The 17,645-nt window shown below is 66.8% G+C and carries 19 protein-coding genes; 5 read left to right on the forward strand and 14 right to left on the reverse strand.

Going from position 1 to position 17,645, the window contains the following annotated elements; translation table 11 throughout:
• Positions 1–27: 27 nt before the first annotated feature.
• The 3 genes from DBY63_RS20555 to DBY63_RS20565 form a co-directional block, all read right to left on the reverse strand.
• Entirely contained in the window at positions 28–450 is a 423-nt protein-coding gene (locus DBY63_RS20555; RefSeq protein WP_235389917.1) for a hypothetical protein, read from the reverse strand.
• 339 nt (positions 451–789) lie between these two features.
• Positions 790–1,689, reverse strand: a complete 900-nt coding sequence (locus tag DBY63_RS20560; protein ID WP_007158448.1) for a manganese catalase family protein — start codon at positions 1,687–1,689, stop codon at positions 790–792.
• A 39-nt stretch (positions 1,690–1,728) separates the two neighbouring features.
• A complete protein-coding gene (locus DBY63_RS20565; protein WP_007158447.1) occupies positions 1,729–2,241 on the reverse strand; it encodes a ferritin-like domain-containing protein in 513 nt (170 codons plus the stop codon).
• A 352-nt stretch (positions 2,242–2,593) separates the two neighbouring features.
• Here DBY63_RS20565 and DBY63_RS20570 point away from each other — a divergent pair, with 352 nt between their 5' ends.
• On the forward strand, positions 2,594–5,458 hold the full coding sequence (locus tag DBY63_RS20570) for an EAL domain-containing protein (RefSeq protein WP_256594469.1): 2,865 nt from the start codon (positions 2,594–2,596) through the stop codon (positions 5,456–5,458).
• Here DBY63_RS20570 and rbsD read toward each other — a convergent pair.
• The 6 genes from rbsD to DBY63_RS20600 are packed head-to-tail and all read right to left on the reverse strand — an operon-like array spanning position 5,455 to position 11,276.
• A complete protein-coding gene (gene rbsD / locus DBY63_RS20575) occupies positions 5,455–5,859 on the reverse strand; it encodes a D-ribose pyranase (protein WP_027599478.1) in 405 nt (134 codons plus the stop codon). The two genes, DBY63_RS20570 and rbsD, sit on opposite strands and share 4 nt — an antisense overlap.
• The gene (gene rbsK, locus DBY63_RS20580) at positions 5,856–6,764 is read right to left on the reverse strand and encodes a ribokinase (protein ID WP_108582684.1); all 909 of its coding nucleotides are present in this window, start codon (positions 6,762–6,764) and stop codon (positions 5,856–5,858) included. The genes rbsD and rbsK overlap by 4 nt, the downstream gene beginning before the upstream one ends.
• A complete protein-coding gene (locus tag DBY63_RS20585) occupies positions 6,754–7,773 on the reverse strand; it encodes a LacI family DNA-binding transcriptional regulator (protein WP_027599476.1) in 1,020 nt (339 codons plus the stop codon). Before DBY63_RS20585 ends, rbsK begins: the two co-directional genes overlap by 11 nt.
• A complete protein-coding gene (locus DBY63_RS20590; RefSeq protein WP_007158442.1) occupies positions 7,773–8,750 on the reverse strand; it encodes an ABC transporter permease in 978 nt (325 codons plus the stop codon). The genes DBY63_RS20585 and DBY63_RS20590 overlap by 1 nt, the downstream gene beginning before the upstream one ends.
• Positions 8,747–10,303, reverse strand: a complete 1,557-nt coding sequence (locus DBY63_RS20595) for a sugar ABC transporter ATP-binding protein (protein ID WP_108582683.1) — start codon at positions 10,301–10,303, stop codon at positions 8,747–8,749. Before DBY63_RS20595 ends, DBY63_RS20590 begins: the two co-directional genes overlap by 4 nt.
• Positions 10,304–10,319: 16 nt before the next feature.
• Positions 10,320–11,276 (reverse strand): sugar ABC transporter substrate-binding protein, encoded by a 957-nt coding sequence (locus tag DBY63_RS20600; RefSeq protein ID WP_007158440.1) that lies wholly within the window; start codon positions 11,274–11,276, stop codon positions 10,320–10,322.
• Between the two features lie 208 nt (positions 11,277–11,484).
• Here DBY63_RS20600 and DBY63_RS20605 point away from each other — a divergent pair, with 208 nt between their 5' ends.
• Positions 11,485–12,033, forward strand: a complete 549-nt coding sequence (locus DBY63_RS20605; RefSeq protein ID WP_017640536.1) for an adenine phosphoribosyltransferase — start codon at positions 11,485–11,487, stop codon at positions 12,031–12,033.
• Positions 12,034–12,159: 126 nt separating this feature from the next.
• On the opposite strand, the gene DBY63_RS20610 is transcribed toward DBY63_RS20605, so the two are convergent.
• The 5 genes from DBY63_RS20610 to pnuC form a co-directional block, all read right to left on the reverse strand.
• Positions 12,160–12,465, reverse strand: a complete 306-nt coding sequence (locus DBY63_RS20610) for an antibiotic biosynthesis monooxygenase (protein WP_108582682.1) — start codon at positions 12,463–12,465, stop codon at positions 12,160–12,162.
• 64 nt (positions 12,466–12,529) lie between these two features.
• Positions 12,530–13,078, reverse strand: coding sequence for a GTP cyclohydrolase I FolE (gene folE, locus DBY63_RS20615; protein ID WP_027599472.1), 549 nt, complete (start codon positions 13,076–13,078; stop codon positions 12,530–12,532).
• Between the two features lie 63 nt (positions 13,079–13,141).
• Entirely contained in the window at positions 13,142–13,696 is a 555-nt protein-coding gene (locus DBY63_RS20620) for a Smr/MutS family protein (protein ID WP_007158436.1), read from the reverse strand.
• 37 nt (positions 13,697–13,733) lie between these two features.
• A complete protein-coding gene (locus tag DBY63_RS20625; RefSeq protein WP_108582681.1) occupies positions 13,734–14,261 on the reverse strand; it encodes an AAA family ATPase in 528 nt (175 codons plus the stop codon).
• On the reverse strand, positions 14,258–14,821 hold the full coding sequence (pnuC, locus tag DBY63_RS20630) for a nicotinamide riboside transporter PnuC (protein ID WP_027602227.1): 564 nt from the start codon (positions 14,819–14,821) through the stop codon (positions 14,258–14,260). Before pnuC ends, DBY63_RS20625 begins: the two co-directional genes overlap by 4 nt.
• 266 nt (positions 14,822–15,087) lie before the next feature.
• Between pnuC and DBY63_RS20635 the strand changes: the two genes are divergently transcribed.
• From DBY63_RS20635 to DBY63_RS20645, 3 genes are all read left to right on the forward strand, one after another.
• Positions 15,088–15,924 carry an undecaprenyl-diphosphate phosphatase gene (locus DBY63_RS20635; protein ID WP_027599468.1) on the forward strand — a complete coding sequence of 279 codons (837 nt, stop codon included), beginning with the start codon at positions 15,088–15,090 and terminating at the stop codon, positions 15,922–15,924.
• On the forward strand, positions 15,921–16,421 hold the full coding sequence (locus tag DBY63_RS20640; RefSeq protein WP_027599467.1) for a DUF1294 domain-containing protein: 501 nt from the start codon (positions 15,921–15,923) through the stop codon (positions 16,419–16,421). The genes DBY63_RS20635 and DBY63_RS20640 overlap by 4 nt, the downstream gene beginning before the upstream one ends.
• An 82-nt stretch (positions 16,422–16,503) precedes the next feature.
• A partial coding sequence (locus DBY63_RS20645) for a gamma-glutamyltransferase (RefSeq protein WP_256594470.1) occupies positions 16,504–17,645 on the forward strand: 1,142 nt, incomplete at its 3' end.

A 17,645-nucleotide genomic window follows, 5' to 3' on the forward strand; every position in this document is an offset into this window, starting at 1 on the left:
GGCTCCCCGCGGGACGCTCGGACGTGATCAGCGAGCGCTGACCACGAATTGCCAGTACTGGTTGAGGCGGCGCTCGCCACCGTTGGCGGTCAGCAGCACGGAGGACGGCGGCTTGGACTGCAGCTCCGGCAGGGATTTCATCAGCGTCAGCCAGTTGCTGTAGTAGGTCTGCAGGCAGCGGCGGGCGGTGCCGTTGTTCTGCAGGGAGGTGAGGGCCTTCTGATAGGCCGGCTCGATCTGCGACAGTGCCTGGACGACACAGCTGTCGGTATCGGAGAAGCGAGCCGTATCGCCGATGCGGGTTCCGGCGATCACCGCCTTGTTCGCACAGCTCTTGAAGGCGACCATGCTGGCCTGCTCGAATTGCAGGGCATCCTGATCCATGGCGAAAACGGGGGCGCTGCAGACGGCGGCTGCAACGAGGGCTAAGGCGTAAGCGTGGCGTTTCATGGTGGCGTCCCTGGCTACGTCATACAACGTGATGGCATCAATGCACAGCGGCAGACTGCACCGCCGGACAAATGTTCAGCGCGAAAGGCGGCAAAGCGCCATCAGGTGAATTCCACCAGACCGACGGTAGTGAGACCTATGAACAGGGCGGTCAGGGCGACCATGGCGAACGCCAGGAGATAATCTTCCATCAGGGCTTTCCCTACTACGATGACGGCAGTAGGACCGATGGCAATTGGCCAGGTTCGTGCGGAAGCGCAGCGCGCGCAAGCGGGCCGACGAAAGGTCATCGGGCCGAGGGGAGGGCGACGACGCCCGATGGGCGCCGTCGCCTAGACATCACTCTTCCAGACGGTTCTTGTCGAGTTGCTTGGCCAGGCCGGCGCCCAGATCGGCACCCGTTACCGGTGCAGCATTCGGATCCGACATGGTGCGGGTCGCGAGCTGTTCGACCGCCTTGGCCTGCATCGGCGGCAGCTTGACGCTGGCCAGGCCGTCGCCGCCGTCCACGGCGGGGCTGGGCTGCTCCACGAACTCCCAGTCCTGACCCTGGTTCCAGGGACCGCGCATATCGCCTTCGCCTTGCGACATGTTGTAGTAGACGCTGGCGAATTCCGGCCGCGGTGGCATCTTGCCCTGGGGGAAGTTGGGCTGGATGGAGTGCAGCGCGTTCTCGAAGGACTTCTGGTGCGCGATCTCGCGGGTCATCAGAAAGCTCAGGGTGTCCTTGATGCCGGCATCGTCGGTGACGTTGATCAGGCGCTCGTAGACGATCTTGGCCCGGGCCTCGGCGGCGATGTTGGATCGCAGGTCGATGGTCGGCTCGCCGACGGTGTCGATGTAGGCCGCGGTCCAGGGCACCCCGCCCGAGTTGATCAGTTGCGGGCCGCCACCGTAGAGGATCTGGGTGAGGTGGGAATCATTGCCGGCACCGGTCAGGGAGCGGTACATGTCCGCTTCTTCCTGGGTCTTTTCCGCCAGGTCGCCCTTGGCGCCCTTGTTCAGCATGGCGATCATCGAACCGATGATTTCCAGGTGGCTGAGTTCTTCGGTGGCGATGTCGAACAGCATGTCCTTGCGGCCCGGGTCGAGTTCGGCTATCGCCTGGGTGAAGTAGCGCATGGCGGCGGCGAGTTCGCCTTGGGGACCGCCGAATTGCTCCAGCATCAGGTTGGCGAGGCCGGGATTGGGTTCGGACACGCGCACGGTGTATTGCAGTCGCTTGTTATGGACGAACATGTAACCTCCAGGGGCTAGTCACGGTATAACTCGGGCGTTTCAGCGCTTCGCGGTCAGATCGGGGTCGGCGGAGCGTTCCAGGAAGGCGCGGGTGGTGGCGGGCAGGTCTTCCAGCAGCCAGGCCGCCATGGCCTTCTCCTGTTCGAGGATGCGTTCGCAGGCCTGCTGCGTTTCGCTGTCGCCGATCTCGGCAGCGGCCGCGATCAGCGTGGTGTAGGTGGCGATTTCGATGTTCTCGAAGACATAGCCGGCGATGGCCCCCTTGATGACCTCATCGCTCATAGGAGCGCCGCCGATGGCCTGGCCCAGCGCCATCAACTTGCCGCCCATGTCCTTGAGGGTCGAGGGGCTGCTGCCGTGACGGCTCAGGCAGCCTTCGATCACCTGCCGCTGTTCCTGGGTCTCGCGGATGTGCTGCTCGATACGCTGGCGCAACTGCGGATAGTGCTCGAGGCGCGCGGCCTGGGCCGAGAGCATCTTCTCGGCCTGTTCCTCCATGGCATGGGCATCGCGCAGCCAATCGATGAGGTTGTCTTGCTTGGAAGCGGTCATGGAAAACTCCTGCTCGTGGAGAGTGGCGACAACGGGCTGGAGCGCCCCGCCAGATTGCGTTCTGTCTGCTTATTAGTGGTCCTGGCCTAGCCAGAGATTCGGGTGGCGACGGCCTTTCGGATCGATGGGGAAGCCCTGGGCTTTTTGTTTTACAAGCCCAGCGGCAGGGGATTGTCTGGAACGCCGAGTTGTTGGACAGGCGCCTGTCGGCTGTACAACTCTTGTATTAGCCAAATAGCGTCTTTAGTCATATCTTTGCCGTTCACCCCCTCGAGCAAACCGTTCATTCCGTACTTGCCGAAGCCAGGGACATCTGTGTCAGGATCCGGCGAATGCATGGGAAGGAGTCAGCATGAAAGGGGCTGAGGAACAGCTGCCAGGCGTAGGCCCGGTCAGGCCGCCGGAGACACGCTGGCCGGATCCGAATGTGCCGGGGCTGGAGCCGGACGAGATCATCGCGCAACTGCGGGCGTCGGCTGCGGGCGCTGACTGGGCCTGGTACCAGCGCCGTGGCCACTGGTCTTGCATGGCCACCGGAAATGACGCCGGTGGCTGGCCGGAATTGCTCGACGACGAGGAACTGGCGCTACTGTCCGCCCAGACCTCGCTCCGCTGCTATCCCACCGGCAGTGGCCCGACCCCGCTGGGCTGGTTGCTCGCCCGTCCCGATGGCCATACCGATTTCGCCGCCCTGGCCCTGAGATTCGGCTTCGTACTGCAGCGCCTGCAGTTGCAGCGGGCCCAGGCCATCCAGCAGGTGCTCTACGACATCACTTACCTGGCCAGTTCGACCCTGGATCGCCAGCTGTTCATGCAGCGCACCCATGAGTTGCTGGTGACCCTGATCGATGCGGAGAATCTCTGCCTGGCACTGCTCGATCCCGATGCCGACCGGATCCACTATCCCTATTACTTCGATCAGCGCGACGAGAGCCCCCCGGCGCCGGGTTCCTTCGAGCCGCTGGACAGGGAGCAGCCGAGCCTGACCGCCTTTGTCCTCATGCACGGCGAGCCGCTGCTGCTGCCCAAGGAGGCCATGGAGGCCGCCCAGGCCAACGGACCCTATTACTGCCAGGGCAGCGTGCCCGAATTCTGGATGGGCATCCCGCTCAAGGATGGCGCCGATCGCACCTTCGGCGTGCTCAGTCTGCAGGTCTACGACCGCGAGCGCCGTTACGGCCCTGAGGACCAGGCACTGTTCCAGGTCATCGCCCGTGACGTGGCCATGGCCCTGGATCGCATTCTCCGGCGCGAGGATCTGGAAGCCACCGTGGGCCAGCGCACCCAGGAGCTGTCGGAGGTCAACGCCCGGCTGCGCGAGCAGATCGCCGAGCGCGAACGCGCCGAGCAGTTGCAGGCGGCGCTGTTCCGCATCGCCGAGCTGTCCAGCGCCAGCACCGACATGCCGGAATTGCTGGGGGGGCTGCACCGCGTCGTCGGCGAGTTGCTCTATGCCCACAACTTCTACATCGCCCTCTACGACGACGCCTCGGGCGAGGTGAGCTTTCCCTATTTCGCCGATGAGCGCCGTACCGCGGCCCCCGTCGCCCGGCGCGGCAGCCGCGGCTATACCGAATACACCATCCGCCAACGGCGGCCCTGCATCATCGATCGGCACAAGGCCCGCCTGCTCATTGAGCGCGGCGAGATCACCCCGGTCGAGGGCACCCCGGAAGCCTGTTCCTGGCTGGGCATCCCGCTCTATGACGGCAAGCAGGTCCGCGGCGTGCTGGCGGTGCAGAGCTATCGCGAAGATGTCCGTTACAGCCAGCGCGACCAGGAGCTGCTGACCTTCGTCTCGCGCCACATCGATACCGCCTTGTCCCGGCGCAGCGCTGCGGAAGCCATCCAGCAGTCGCGCCAGGCCCTGGAGGTCAGGGTGCAGGAGCGCACCCGGGCCCTGGATGCGGCCAATGCCCGACTGCTGTACGAGAACAATCACGATGCCCTGACCCGGCTGCCCAATCGCAGCTTCTTGCAGCAGCGCCTGGGCGAACTCTGGACGGCGCTGGAGCGCGACGGTGCCGGCCTGGCGGTGATGTTTCTCGACCTGGACAGGTTCAAGCGCATCAACGACCAGTTCGGCCATCCCTTCGGCGATCTGCTGCTGGTGGCGGCGGGGGAGCGGCTGTCTGGCTGCCTGCGGGAGACCGACCTGCTGGCGCGGCTGGGGGGTGACGAATTCGCCATCCTGGTGCCCGGTGGCGGTCTGGAGTCGCCGGTGGCCATCGCCCAGCGCATCATCGACGCCTTCGATCGCCCGCTGGTGATCGACGACCACAGTCTGTTCGCGTCCTGCAGCATCGGCATCGTGGTGGCCGATCCCAGTCTGCATCGCCAGCCGGATGACCTGCTGCGCGATGCCGACACGGCCATGTACCGAGTCAAGCAGGGCGGCCGCGACAACTTCGCGGTGTTCAACCAGGAACTGCGCCAGGTGGTGTCCGACCAGGTGGTGCGCGAAGGCGCGCTGCGCAAGGCGCTGAAGAACGGTAACGAACTGGAGCCCTTCTTCCAGCCGATCATCGAGGTCGGCACCGGTCGCGTGGCGGCGCTGGAGGCGCTGATCCGCTGGCGACAGCCCGATGGCAGCGTGCTGGCGCCGGGGGCCTTTCTCCCCGAGCTGGAAGGCCTGCGCCTGATCGGACGGCTGGATACCTACATGCTGACGCGCATCGCCGCCACCCTGGCCGAGCCCGCCCAGGCTCATTGGCCGGTGGTGCACGTCAACTGCTCCAGCTACAGCATCGTGCAGCCGGAATTCGCCGACGAGGTGCTGAGCATCCTCGCCGCGTACGGTGTGGCGCCGTCACGGATCTGCCTGGAATTGACCGAAGGGGCCCTGGTCGCCGAGCCGGAGCGTGCCAAGGCGGCCATGGAGGCCCTGGATCGCCACGGGGTCTCGGTGGTGCTGGACGATTTTGGCGCGGGCTTCTCGTCGCTGGGCTATGTCCACGAATACCGCTTTCGCGGCCTCAAGATCGACAAATCCTTTGTGCTGCGTCTGGGCGACAGCACGCGCAGTGTCGCCATCGTCCGCGCCATCGTGCGCATGGCCGAGTCGCTAGGCCTGGATGTGGTCGCCGAGGGCGTCGAGGACGCCCAGGCACTGCAACTGCTCAAGGACATGGGCGCCCGCCATGCCCAGGGCTATCTGTTCGCCCGGCCGCTGGACCTGCAGGCGACCCGGCAGCTATTGGGCAGGGCCGCCGGCTAGAAGGTGACGCCGGCCACCAGGATCAGGTTGGTGTAGGGCTGGCACTCGCCGGTGCGGATCTGCACCCGCGCCTGGCGACACAGGGTCTTCATCTCGTCATGGGAAACCAGGCGGCGGCTGCCCAGGGCGCCGTCGGCGTTCAGGCGCTCCAGTTCGGCCAGGGCCGGGGGCTGGACCTCGAGGGTTTCCTCGGCGAGCAGATGGCTTTCCACCTGCATCTCGCTGAGCAGCGCCTGCACCACACTGAGGAAATCCGGGACGCCCGGGGTCACGGCCAGATCGACCAGGGGCGTGCCCGGCGGCACCGGCATGCCGGCGTCACCGATGACCACCAGGTCGCCGTGGCCGAGACTGGCGACGGCCTGGGACAGGGCGATGTTGAGCAGAGCGGTCTTCTTCACCGGGCGAGCTCCTGGCGGCTGGGGATGGAGGGCTGGGCGCCCGGACGGGTGACAGCGATGGCGGCGGCCTGCTGGCCGAGGGCGATGGCCGCCGAGACGCTCAGACCCTCCGCCAGGCCGGCGGCGAAGCCACCCAGGAAGGTGTCTCCGGCGGCCGTGGTGTCCACCGCCTTGACCGGCGTGGCCGGGTGGTGCTGGCAGCCGTCGGCGGAGACCTGCAGCAGGCCCTGGCCGCCCAGGGTCAGCAGCACCTGCCGGGCGCCAGCGGCGACCAGTTGGCGCGCAGCGGCTTCGGCCTGCTCCAGCGTGTCCACCGGCAGGCCGGTCAGCAGGCTGGCCTCGCTTTCGTTGGGCACCAGGTAGTCGATATGGGCGTACCACTCGGCCGGCAGCGGTCCGGTGGCCGGCGCCGGATTGAGGATCACCGTCTTGCCCAGCGCATGGGCGCGGGCGAGGGCGGCGCCCACGGTAGCCAGTGGGACCTCCAGCTGGGCGATCACCAGCTTGGCCTGGTCGAGCACGCGTTCCTGGGCCTGCAGATGAGCGGCGGACAGTTCGCCGTTGCCACCGGCGACGATGACGATGGCGTTCTGGCCCTGGTCGTCCACCAGGATGGAGGCGATGCCGGTGGGCACCTCGGCCGCCACCGAGACGCCCTGGCAGTCGATGCCTTCCTGGAGCAGGCTGCGGGTGAGGAAGTCGCCATAGGGATCGGCGCCGACGCAGCCGATCATGGCGACCCGGGCGCCCAGGCGCGCGGCCGCCACGGCCTGGTTGGCGCCCTTGCCGCCGGGTGCGGTGGTGAAGGTATGGCCGGCGAGGGTCTCGCCGCCCTTGGGCAGGCGCGGGGTGCGCACCACCAGGTCCATGTTCAGGCTGCCGATGACGACGACGTCAGGGTGCATGGGAGGTCTCCAGAGCAGAGGGCGCCGCGGTGGATTCGCGCAGCACCAGCCGGGGTACGGCGATGTCGTGGGTGGAAGGGCTGCCGACCGTCTCGCGGCGCGCCAGCAGCAGCTGGGCGGCGCGTTCGCCGAGGTCACGGATCGACTGGCCGATGGTGGTCAGGGCCGGGTAGAGATAGCGGCTGAGTTCGATGTCGTCGAAGCCCACTACGGACAGCTGGCCGGGGACGCTCAGGCCCCGTTCGGCGGCGGCGCGCAGCACGCCCAGGGCGATGGTGTCGTTGCCGGCGAAGATCGCGGTGGGGCGCTCCGCCCGGGCCAGCAATTCGCGGGCTGCGGCATGACCGGCGGCGGCGGTGAAGGAGCAGCGCTGGATGGCGCCAGGGGCGATACCGGCCTCCGCCAGGGCCTGCTGGTAGCCGGTGATGCGCTCGCTGGCGACGGGAGAGTCGGCCGGGCCGCCGATGCAGGCGATGCGCCGGTGACCGAGTTGCAGCAGGTGGCGGGTGGCGAGCAGGCCACCCTGGTGGTGATCGATGCGGATATGCGCGGCCTGGACGCCGTCCAGCGGGCGGTCGGCCAGCACCAGTGGGATGCGCAGGCCGGCGAGGGCGCGGGCGAAGCGCGGATCGCCGTCCACGGTGGCGACCACCAGACCGTCGATCCGGCGCTCCTTGAGCACCCGCAGATAGCGCAGCTGCTTGTCGGCGTCGTCATCGGAATTGCAGAGGATGACGCTGTAGCCCTGGCGTTCGCAGTGATCCTCGATCCCCCGCGCCAGCTCGGCGAAGTAGGGATTGACCGCATTGGGCACCAGCACGCCGAAGGTGCCGGTGGCGCGACTGCGCAGGGAGCGCGCCACGCCGCTGGGCACGTAGCCCAGTTCGGCGATGGCCGCCTCGACCTTTTCCCGCACGCCCGGGCTGACCGGGCGGCTGTTGTTCACCACATGGGAGACGGTGGTGTAGGAGATGCCGGCGCGGGCGGCGACATCCTTGATGGTCGCCATCAGCCCTTGCTCTTGGCGCGCTGGCTGCGGTAGGTGTCGAGGATCACGGCGACCACGATGACCGCGCCGGTGATGATGCGCTTGGTCGGCTCGCTGGCGCCGATCTGGGCCAGGCCCGCGGCCAGCACCGAGATGATTAGTACGCCGAAGAAGGTGCTGATGACCGAGCCGCGACCGCCCATGAGGCTGGTCCCGCCGATCACCACCGCGGCGATCACCTGCAGCTCTAGGCCGACGCCGGCATTGGGATCGGCGGCTTCCAGGCGGGAGATCTGGAACAGCGCGGCGAGGCCCGCCAGCAGGCCCATGAGGGCGAAGACGATGACCTTGTAGGGCTTGGGATTGATCCCGGCCAGGCGCACCGCTTCCTCGTTGGTGCCTATGGCGATCAGGTAGCGTCCGAGCACCGAGCGGGTCAGCAGCAACTGGGCGACCACGATCACCAGCAGGGCGATCACGAAGGAGGGCGAGATGCCGAAGGCGAAGGGCGTCGACAGCCAGGCATAGGCATCGCCGATGTAGGCGGTGCGCGAATCGGTCAACTGGTAGGCCGCGCCGCGGGCCATTTCCAGCACGCCCAGGGAGACGATGAAGGAAGGGATGCGCCAGGCCACGGTCACGCTGCCGGTGAGGGTGCCGGTCAGGGCGGCGCAGAGCATGCCCAGGGCGGCGGCGGGCAGGATGCCCCAGCCCCATTCCAGGGTGGCGACGCTGACCACGGCGGCGGCCAGGGCCACTACCGAACCCACCGAGAGGTCGATGCCGCCGATGATCAGGATGAAGGTCATCCCGGTCGCCAGCACCATCAGATCGGGGATCTGGTTGGCCAGGGTGGTGAAGGTGGCATAGGAGAGAAAGTGACTGCTCATCAGGGAGAACAGCACGATCATGGCCAGCAGGGCAGCGGCCAGGCCGACGTAGGTGCCCAGGCCCAGGCCGAAGGCGCGCCGGGAGGAGGTGACGGGAAGACTGCTCATCGAATGGCTTCCTGAGAAAGGGGTTGCGGCGGGACAGGTTCTTCCAGCAGGGCTTCGCGGGAGCGATAGCCGGCGAAGGCGGCGGCCAGCAGCCGCTCCTGATCCCAGTCATGGCGTTCGAAGGTGGCTTCCAGGCGGCCGGCGGAGATCACGCCGATGCGATCGCAGATCAGCATCAGCTCGCGCAGATCGCTGGAGACCACGACCAGGGCCTTGCCCTGGCGGGTGAGTTCGGCCAGCAGGCCATAGATCTCGAACTTGGCGCCGACGTCGATGCCGCGCGTGGGTTCGTCGAACAGCAGCACCTGGCAGTCGCGTTCGAGCCAGCGGCCGATGACCACCTTCTGCTGGTTGCCCCCGGAAAGTTCGCCCACGGGCTGGCTGCCGTCGTTGCAGCGGATGCGCATGCCCTTGATATGACGCTCGGCCAGGGCGGCTTCACGGGCGCTGCTGACCAGGCCCTGCTGGGCAACCTTGGCCATGTTGCCCAGGGCCAGGTTGGCGCTGATGGGCTGGCTGAGCAGCAGGCCTTCGCCCTTGCGGTCCTCGGTGATCAGGGCGATGCCCTGGCGAACCACCTTGGCCGGCGAGGCCAGGTCGACCGGCTTGCCGGCCAGGTGCACCACGCCGGAGTCGGCGCGGTCGGCACCGAAGATCAGCCGCAGCAGTTCGGTCCGTCCGGCGCCAATCAGTCCGGAGATGCCATAGATCTCCCCGGCGCGGACGCTGAAGGAGACGTCCTGGACCTTGTCGGCGCGCGACAGGCCCTTGACCTCCAGCAGCGGCGGCCCGAACCGGTGCTCGCCCATGTCCAGATGCTCGCCGAGATCGCGGCCGACCATGAGGCTGACGATCTGGTCGGTGGCGTACTCCGCCATGGGCGCATCGGCCACGAGGCGGCCATCGCGCAGCACCACCAGTTGCTGGGCGATGCGCTTGAGTTCTTCCAGGCGATGGGAGATGTAGACCAGGGCCACGCCCCGGGCACGCAGCCGCTCGATCTGCTCGAACAGCAGCTCCACCTCGCGCGAGGTGAGCATGGCGGTGGGTTCGTCGAGGATCAGCACCCGGCAATCGCCGATCAGGTTGCGGGCGATTTCCACCATCTGCTGGTGACCCACGCCCAGTTCGGCGATGGGGGTATCCGGATCGATGGACTCCAGGCCGACCTGGGCCATGGCCAGCCGCGCCTGTTCGCGCAGCTGGCGGCGGTCGATCCAGCCCAGCCGCCGGGGCAGGCGGTCGAGAAAGAGATTTTCCGCCACGGTGAGGGTGGGCAGCAGATTGAGCTCCTGCATGACCATCCGCACCCCCTGGGCTTCCGCCTCGCGGCGGCTGCCCGGGGCATAGGGTCGGCCGAGAAAGCTCAGCTCGCCGGTGGTGGGTTGCACCAGGCCACAGAGGATCTTGGACAGGGTGCTCTTGCCGGCGCCGTTTTCTCCAGTGAGCGCCAGCACCTGGCCGGCGCGCAATTCCAGGTCCACGCCGCCGAGTACCGGCTGTGCATAGGTCTTGCCGATGCCACGGGCGCTGAGGATGACCTCGGACGACATGGGGGCTCTCCTCGGATCAGGGCTGGGTGACGAGTTCGACCGGGGTCTCGATCACGCCGTCCTTGGCACCGGTGGGCTCGCCCTTGACCAGCTTGAGCGCGGCTTCGATCCCGAACACGGCCTGCTTGGCAGCGAACTGGTCGGCGGTAGCGAGGACGCGACCGTCCTTGAGCATCGGGTGGATGGCCTTGATGTTGTCGTAGCCGACGATCTGCACCTGGCCTTTCTTGCCGGCCGCGCGCACGGCGGAGACGGCGCCCAGCGCCATGCTGTCGTTGCCGGCCAGCAGGGCCTTCAGGTCAGGGTATTCGTTGAGCATGGCCGCGGCGACGGCGTTGCCCTTGTCGATTTCCCAGTTGCCGGATTGCACGCCGACGATCTTCATGCCGGCCGCTTCCATGGCGTCCTTGAAGCCTGCGGTGCGCTGCTGGGCGTTGGTGGTGGTGGAGACGCCCTCGATGATGCCGACCTGGTCACCCTGCTTGAGCTGCTTGGCCAGGTACTCGCCCACCAGGCGCGCGCCCTTGCGGTTGTCGGGCCCGACGAAGGGGATGTCCAGGGACTTGGACTTGAGCACCTCGGGATCCAGGCGATTGTCGATGTTGACCACCTTGATGCCGGCGTCGCTGGCCTTCTTCAGTACCGGAACCAGCGCCTTGGAGTCGGCCGGAGCGATGACCAGGGCGTCGACCTTGGACACGATCATCTGCTCGACGATACGGATCTGGCTGGAGGTGTCGGTCTCGTCCTTGATCCCGTTGGAGATCAGGTCGAAATCGGCGGAATGGTCTTTCTGGTAGGTCTTGGCGCCGTCTTCCATGGTCAGGAAGAATTCGTTGGCCAGGGACTTCATGACCAGCGCGACCTTGGGCTTTTCGGCGGCCGTGGCGTGACTGGCGGCGAGCGGCAGGATCAGCGAAGCGGAGGTGAGAGCGATAGCCGCCAGCAGGCGGGCAGGGCGAAAGGCCAGCATAGGGGAATCTCCGAATTCTTATGGTTCTTGTGGTCGCGCAAACGTTTGCGCGAGAGCGAGAATGTCCGCTTCGTTGGTAGCTGTCAACGGAAGTCACTACATGAATCGATTCAGCGCCAGGGGACGGCAGGTTGGCCCCGGCCCTGTAGCCCCCGGTATACTGTGCAATCGTGTTCAACCAGGCGCCCGGCGCCCGAGAGTCTTTGCCATGTCCTTTTCCGAATCCGCCCTGAAATCCCTCATCCGCGCCGTGCCCGATTTTCCCAAGCCGGGGGTGATCTTTCGGGACATCACGCCGCTGTTCCAGTCGCCCGAAGGCCTGCGCGCCGTCATGGCGGAGTTGCTGGAGCGCTATCGTTCGGCGTCCTTCACCCATGTCGGGGCGCTGGATGCCCGCGGATTCCTCATCGGCCCGATCCTGGCCTATGAACTGGGCAAGCCGCTGGTGCTGTTCCGCAAGCAGGGCAAGCTGCCGGCCGAGTTGCTGACCGAGGTCTACAGCACCGAATACGGCGACTCCGTGATCGAGGTGCACAAGGACAGCGTCGGCGCCGGCGATTCGGTGCTGCTGGTCGACGACCTCATCGCCACCGGCGGCACCCTGGTCGCCGCCGGCAACCTGATCCGCCGCCTGGGCGCCGAGGTCCACGAGGCCGCCGCCATCGTCGACCTGCCCGAACTGGGCGGCTCCAAGCGCCTGGAAGCCGCCGGCATCCCCACCTTCGCCCTGACGAGCTTTGCGCTGTCCGAGTATTGATGAGGTCACGCGACAGCTGACTTAGCTTTATCGCGGCCATGGGCCGCTCCTACAAAAGCATCACCCTCTGTAGGAGCGGCCGCATCGGCGGACCGCCATGGCCGCGATAGGACGTTGTAAGCCGTATCAAGGCTTGCCAGCCGGTCTTCTCGGCTCCAGCGGATACAGGTCCACCTCGTCCGCCAGCTTGGGCAACTCGTCGAGAAAGGCGAGGGTATGGGGCTGGTTGAAGTGGTCGTCCTGGGCGGCGACCGAGGCCCAGCGGGCCTGGATCACCCAGAGGTCGCCATCCTCGCTGCCCTGGAACACCCGGTAGTCCAGGCAGCCTGCATCGGTCACCGCCACGGCGGCGAGATCGAGCAGATGGGCGCCCAGTGCCTGGGAGCGTTCGGGCTGGGCCCTGAGCAGGGTGAGGCTGTGGATGTCCGGCATGGCGTGCAGGTCTCCTGGAGGTTCGAGACTTCGACCCTCCAGGGTGGCGGACGTCGCAGCCGACTCAGCGATTGATCAGGCTGAGGAATTCGGCGCGGGTGGCATCGCTGGCGCGGAACTGGCCGAGCATCACCGAGGTGACCATGGAGGAATTCTGCTTTTCCACGCCGCGCATCATCATGCACATGTGCTGCGCCTCGATGACCACTGCGACCCCGGCGGCACCGGTGACCTGTTCGATGGCCTCGGCGATCTGCCGGGTCATGTTTTCCTGGATCTGCAGCCGACGGGCGAACATGTCGACGATACGCGCCACCTTGGACAGGCCGAGCACCTTGCCCTTGGGCATGTAGGCGACGTGGGCCTTGCCGATGAAGGGCAGCATGTGGTGCTCGCACAGGGAGTACAGCTCGATGTTCTTGACCAGCACCATCTCGCTGTTGTCGGAAGTGAAGAGCGCCTCGCCCACCACCTCTTCCAGCGTCTGGTTGTAGCCACGGCAGAGGTACTGCATGGCCTTGGCCGCGCGCTTGGGCGTGTCCACCAGCCCCTCCCGGCCGATGTCTTCGCCGAGTCCGGTCAGGATCGAGGAGTAGTGCTGTTCGAGAGACATTTGGGTTCCTGTTTGTCGATAAGGAGGTTGGCGCTCGGATGAGACGTCACCCGAGTCGCGGAGTCACTCGTCGCGACCTTCGAGCATGGTGCGCTTGAGCAAGACATAAAGCGAGCCGGTACCGCCGTGGCGGGGCAGGCAGGAGGTGAAGCCCAGTACCTGGGGGTGCTGGCGCAGCCAGGTGTTGACGTGGCTCTTGATCAGCGGACGGCGCCCGTCCAGGCGCGCGGCCTTGCCATGGGTGATGCGCACGCAGCGGATTTCCAGGCGGGTGGCCTCGGCGAGAAAGTCCCAGAGGGTTTCCCGGGCCTTCTCCACGGTCATGCCGTGCAGGTCCAGACTGCCCTCGAACGGGATCTGTCCACCCTTGAGGCGGCGCAGCTGGGTGTCTTGGACACCGTCGCGACCCCAGTAGAGTTCGTCCTCGGCGCCCACATCGATGACGAAGGCATCGCTCAGGCCATCGACCCGGATAGCGGTCGTGGTCCTGGTCGCATCGGCACGGCGCTGGGCGACCTGGCCCAGGTCGGCGCGCGGTTTGCCGGTGTCGGCGCGATCCTGCTTGAGCGGACGGATCCCGCGGGTGAAGTCGGCGAAAGAGGCATCGTCGTCGTGCATGGCGTTCTCCGGTGTAGGACGTCATTCTACCGGCGGGTCAGGCCTCGTGCAGCAATCGGCTCACCGCGGCCAGCGCGGCCGTTTGCCGCTCGGACCAGTCGCCGGCGATTTCCAGCAGCGGCTGGCCATGGGCCTGCAGCCAGTCGCGGCAGTGGGCGAAGAACGCCAGCCGCTCGGTCAGCTCCGGCTGGCAGCGCTGACCGTCGTCCTGCCAGGCGACGTCGCGGGGGTCGAGCAGCAGGTGCAGATCGTAGCGGCGGGCCAGCAGCGCCGGCTCCAGCCAGGCGGGCGCGGTGCCGAACAGCAGCCGACTCCACAGCAGATTGCTCAGCAGATGGGTGTCCAGCAGCAGCAGGGGCGGCGCGGCGGCGCGCGCCTGGTCTTCCCGACGCACTTGCTCGCGGGCGATGAGCTCCACATCCGCCAGGGTGGTGTCGGTACCGTGCCGCTCGCAGTATTCGCGGACGTACTCGTCGACCCGCATACCGCCGAACCTTTCGCTCAGCACCTGCGTCAGCCAGGACTTGCCACTCGACTCGGGGCCGGTCAGTACCACCACCTTCATCGCGCGGTCGCCAGGGCGCGACGCCAGTCGAGCCAGCCATAGGCCGCCAGGCCGACAAAGACCGCATAGAGGATCGCGGTGGGGTAGAGGCCCTTGTAATAGAAGAGGCCCACATAGATGACGTCCAGCACGAACCACAGCACCCAGCACTGCAGGCGCTTCTGCGCCATCCAGAACTGGGCGACCAGACTGAAGCCGGTGAGCGCGGCGTCCAGCCAGGGCAGGGCGGCATCGGTATGGGTGCCCATGAGATAGCCGAGGGCCAGGCTGCCCAGGGCGCCAACGGCCAGACCGGCCAGCAGGGGTTTCGCCGCCAGCGAAGTGACCTCGCGGCCCTGGTGCTGCTGGCCGCCCCTGAGCCATTGCCACCACCCATAGAGTTGCAGCACCGCATAGATGCACTGCAACAGCATGTCCGAATAGAGCTTCACGTCCAGGAAGATCCAGGCGTAGAGCACCACCATCACCAGGCCGATGGGCCAGGCCCAGATGTTCTGGCGCACCGTCAGCCAGACAGCGATCACCCCGAGAACGGCGGCCAGCAGCTCCACGGGCGACATGCCCAGCAGGGTGGTGAGCGACTCCAGAAACGACATGCTTCACATCCGGAAAGATTGAATTCGTCATTGTACGGCACCTAATGGCCGTCTATCGGTCTCTTCAACCGGTCTCGCTCTGGTAAGGTGCCGGGCGCTGACTTCAGCACGTGCTGTCTTGGGTACCGCGAAGGGCCATGCCCTGCGGAGCGTCACGGTTCGAACCCCGTTGCCGCCGGAGCCTGCAGCTCCGGCTACCTGCAAATGTTTCACTTGGATGGAGTAATACCATGGACCTATGGAGTGCCTTGCAGGCGCTGATTCTGGGGATCGTCGAGGGCATCACCGAGTTTCTGCCCATTTCCAGTACCGGCCACCAGATCGTCGTTGCCGATCTGATCGGCTTCGGTGGGGAAAGGGCCATCGCCTTCAATATCATCATCCAGCTGGCGGCCATCCTGGCCGTGGTCTGGGAATACCGCTTCAAGGTCTTCGAGATCGTCACCGATCTGCCGCGCAAGTCCTATGCACAGCGTTTCACCGGCAACCTGATCATCGCCTTCCTGCCCGCCGCGGTGCTGGGCGTGATCCTGGGTGACCTGATCCACGAATACCTGTTCAACCCGATCACCGTGGCCTTCGCCCTGGTGATCGGTGGCGTGATCATGATCTGGGCGGAAAAGCGTACCCATCGCATCCGCGTGGAAGAGGTGGACGACATGCGCTGGCATGACGCCCTCAAGGTCGGCTGCGCCCAGTGCCTGGCGATGATCCCGGGCACCTCGCGTTCCGGTTCCACCATCATCGGCGGCCTGCTGTTCGGCCTGTCGCGCAAGGCGGCCACCGAGTTCTCTTTCTTCCTGGCCATGCCGACCATGGTCGGAGCGACGGTCTACTCCGTGTACAAGTACCGTCACCTGTTCACCGCCAGCGACGTCCTGGTGTTCGGAGTCGGCTTCGTCACCTCCTTCCTCTTCGCCATGCTGGCGGTCAAGGCCCTGCTGAAGTTCATCGGCAACCACAGCTACGAAGTCTTCGGCTGGTACCGCATCGTCTTCGGACTGCTGATCCTGGCCACCTGGCAATTCGGCTGGATCGACTGGCACGCGGCCAAGGCGGCCGGGTGAAACCCGAGAAGGAACAGCAGAGCCGGCGCAAGCCGGCTCGTGCGTCTGGGCAGAATGCTTCCCCTAAGGCCGCCAAGCGGGCAGCGCCGCTGACGCCCTATCAGCAGCGCGCCGCCATCGCCCGCCAGGACATGCTGGCGCTGCTGCAGATCGCCGTCTTCATCCTGCCCCTGGTGGGCATGCTGTCGCTGGCCTTCGGCCGCGGGGTGCTCTGGCCGATGCCGCTCTATCTGGTGGCCAGCGTGGCCACCTACCTGCTCTACAAGCACGACAAGCAGCGCGCCCGCGACAAGGGTTGGCGCGTGCCGGAGCGCATGCTGCACCTGGGCGAATTGCTCGGCGGCTGGCCGGGCGCCCTGATCGCCCAGCAGCGCTTTCGCCACAAGACCGTCAAGCTGAGCTTTCGGCTGGTGTTCTTCGCCATCGTCGCCCTGCACCAGCTGCTCTGGCTGGATGTGCTCTGCGGCGGCTTTCTGCACCGTCACCTGCCGCTCTGAGGTCAGACAGGCGGCGGTGGGGCAGGTGATGGGCTAGGCTTGGCGGGCGAAAGCCCCGTTGCCCAGGAGCCCCCCATTGCGAATGCCTCTGTCGATCTTTACGCCCCTTTTCCTGTCCCTGACCCTGGCCGCCTGTAGCCAGGGTCGCGAGACCTCACTGCCCACGGCTCCCGAGGCCGGTTCCGGTTACCGCCCCGGGCTGACGGCCAGCGCAGCCACCCGGCAGATGGCGGCCGCGGCCAATCCCCTGGCCGCCGAGGCCGGCCGGGAGATCCTGCGCCAGGGCGGCTCGGCCATCGACGCCGCCATCGCCATGCAGGCGGTCCTGACCCTGGTCGAGCCGCAATCCTCCGGGATTGGCGGCGGTGCCTTCCTGCTCTACTGGGACGGTCGCAAGGTCCAGGCCTACGACGGTCGCGAGACCGCGCCAGCCGGGGCCACGGAAAGGCTCTTCCTGCACCCGGATGGCAGCCCCATGGCCTTCGAAGAGGCACGGATCGGCGGTCGTTCGGTAGGGGTGCCCGGGGTGCTGCGGGCCCTGGAGCTGGCGCATCGCGACCACGGCAAGCTGGCCTGGCAGGTGCTGTTCGAGCCGGCCATCCGCCTGGCCCGGGAGGGTTTCCCGTTGTCGCCGCGGCTGCATAACCAGCTGCTTCACGACCCCTTCCTCAAGCAGTCACCCGGGATGGCCGCGCTCTATCTGGATGCCCAGGGACAGGTGAAGCCGGTGGGTACCCGGCTGCGCAACCCGGAATTGGCCGATACCCTGGCGCTGATCGCCCGGGAGGGCGCCGGAGCGCTCTATCGCAGCGACCTGGCCCAGGCCATCGCCAGCGCCGTGCAGGAGAGCCCCAATCCCGGCAGCCTGAGTCTTCAGGACCTGGCCGGCTATCGTGCCAGGACGCGCACGCCGCTGTGCACCGACTACCAGCGCTGGCGCGTCTGTGGCATGCCACCGCCCGCCGGCGGCATCACCGTGGCCCAGACCCTGGGCATTCTCCAGGCCCTGGAAGCCCGTGATCCGGCCTGGGCCCTGGCGCCGTTGCGGCCAGTACCGACCGCGCTGCCGGCGGGCCAGGAGCCGCGTCCCGAAGCCGTGCACCTGATCGCCGAGGCCGAGCGCCTGGCCTATGCCGATCGCGCCCAGTACGTAGCGGATCCGGAGCTGGTGCCGGTCAACGTCAAGGGGCTGCTCGATCCCGGGTATCTGGCCAGTCGTGCGCA

The sequence above is a fragment of the Pseudomonas sp. RIT411 genome (genome assembly GCF_003057735.2).
Taxonomy (GTDB): domain Bacteria; phylum Pseudomonadota; class Gammaproteobacteria; order Pseudomonadales; family Pseudomonadaceae; genus Chryseomonas; species Chryseomonas oryzihabitans.

Coding starts and splice junctions, on each gene's coding strand:
- DBY63_RS20585 (WP_027599476.1), bottom strand. CDS start 7,773: ATGGCGACCATCAAGGATGTCGCCGCCCGCGCCGGCATCTCCTACACC.
- DBY63_RS20560 (WP_007158448.1), bottom strand. CDS start 1,689: ATGTTCGTCCATAACAAGCGACTGCAATACACCGTGCGCGTGTCCGAA.
- rbsK (WP_108582684.1), bottom strand. CDS start 6,764: ATGCACCCTGACGTCGTCGTCATCGGCAGCCTGAACATGGACCTGGTG.
- DBY63_RS20635 (WP_027599468.1), top strand. CDS start 15,088: ATGGACCTATGGAGTGCCTTGCAGGCGCTGATTCTGGGGATCGTCGAG.
- DBY63_RS20570 (WP_256594469.1), top strand. CDS start 2,594: ATGAAAGGGGCTGAGGAACAGCTGCCAGGCGTAGGCCCGGTCAGGCCG.
- DBY63_RS20600 (WP_007158440.1), bottom strand. CDS start 11,276: ATGCTGGCCTTTCGCCCTGCCCGCCTGCTGGCGGCTATCGCTCTCACC.
- DBY63_RS20565 (WP_007158447.1), bottom strand. CDS start 2,241: ATGACCGCTTCCAAGCAAGACAACCTCATCGATTGGCTGCGCGATGCC.
- DBY63_RS20595 (WP_108582683.1), bottom strand. CDS start 10,303: ATGTCGTCCGAGGTCATCCTCAGCGCCCGTGGCATCGGCAAGACCTAT.
- DBY63_RS20620 (WP_007158436.1), bottom strand. CDS start 13,696: ATGCACGACGACGATGCCTCTTTCGCCGACTTCACCCGCGGGATCCGT.
- folE (WP_027599472.1), bottom strand. CDS start 13,078: ATGTCTCTCGAACAGCACTACTCCTCGATCCTGACCGGACTCGGCGAA.
- DBY63_RS20555 (WP_235389917.1), bottom strand. CDS start 450: ATGAAACGCCACGCTTACGCCTTAGCCCTCGTTGCAGCCGCCGTCTGC.
- DBY63_RS20590 (WP_007158442.1), bottom strand. CDS start 8,750: ATGAGCAGTCTTCCCGTCACCTCCTCCCGGCGCGCCTTCGGCCTGGGC.
- DBY63_RS20605 (WP_017640536.1), top strand. CDS start 11,485: ATGTCCTTTTCCGAATCCGCCCTGAAATCCCTCATCCGCGCCGTGCCC.
- pnuC (WP_027602227.1), bottom strand. CDS start 14,821: ATGTCGCCCGTGGAGCTGCTGGCCGCCGTTCTCGGGGTGATCGCTGTC.
- DBY63_RS20610 (WP_108582682.1), bottom strand. CDS start 12,465: ATGCCGGACATCCACAGCCTCACCCTGCTCAGGGCCCAGCCCGAACGC.
- DBY63_RS20625 (WP_108582681.1), bottom strand. CDS start 14,261: ATGAAGGTGGTGGTACTGACCGGCCCCGAGTCGAGTGGCAAGTCCTGG.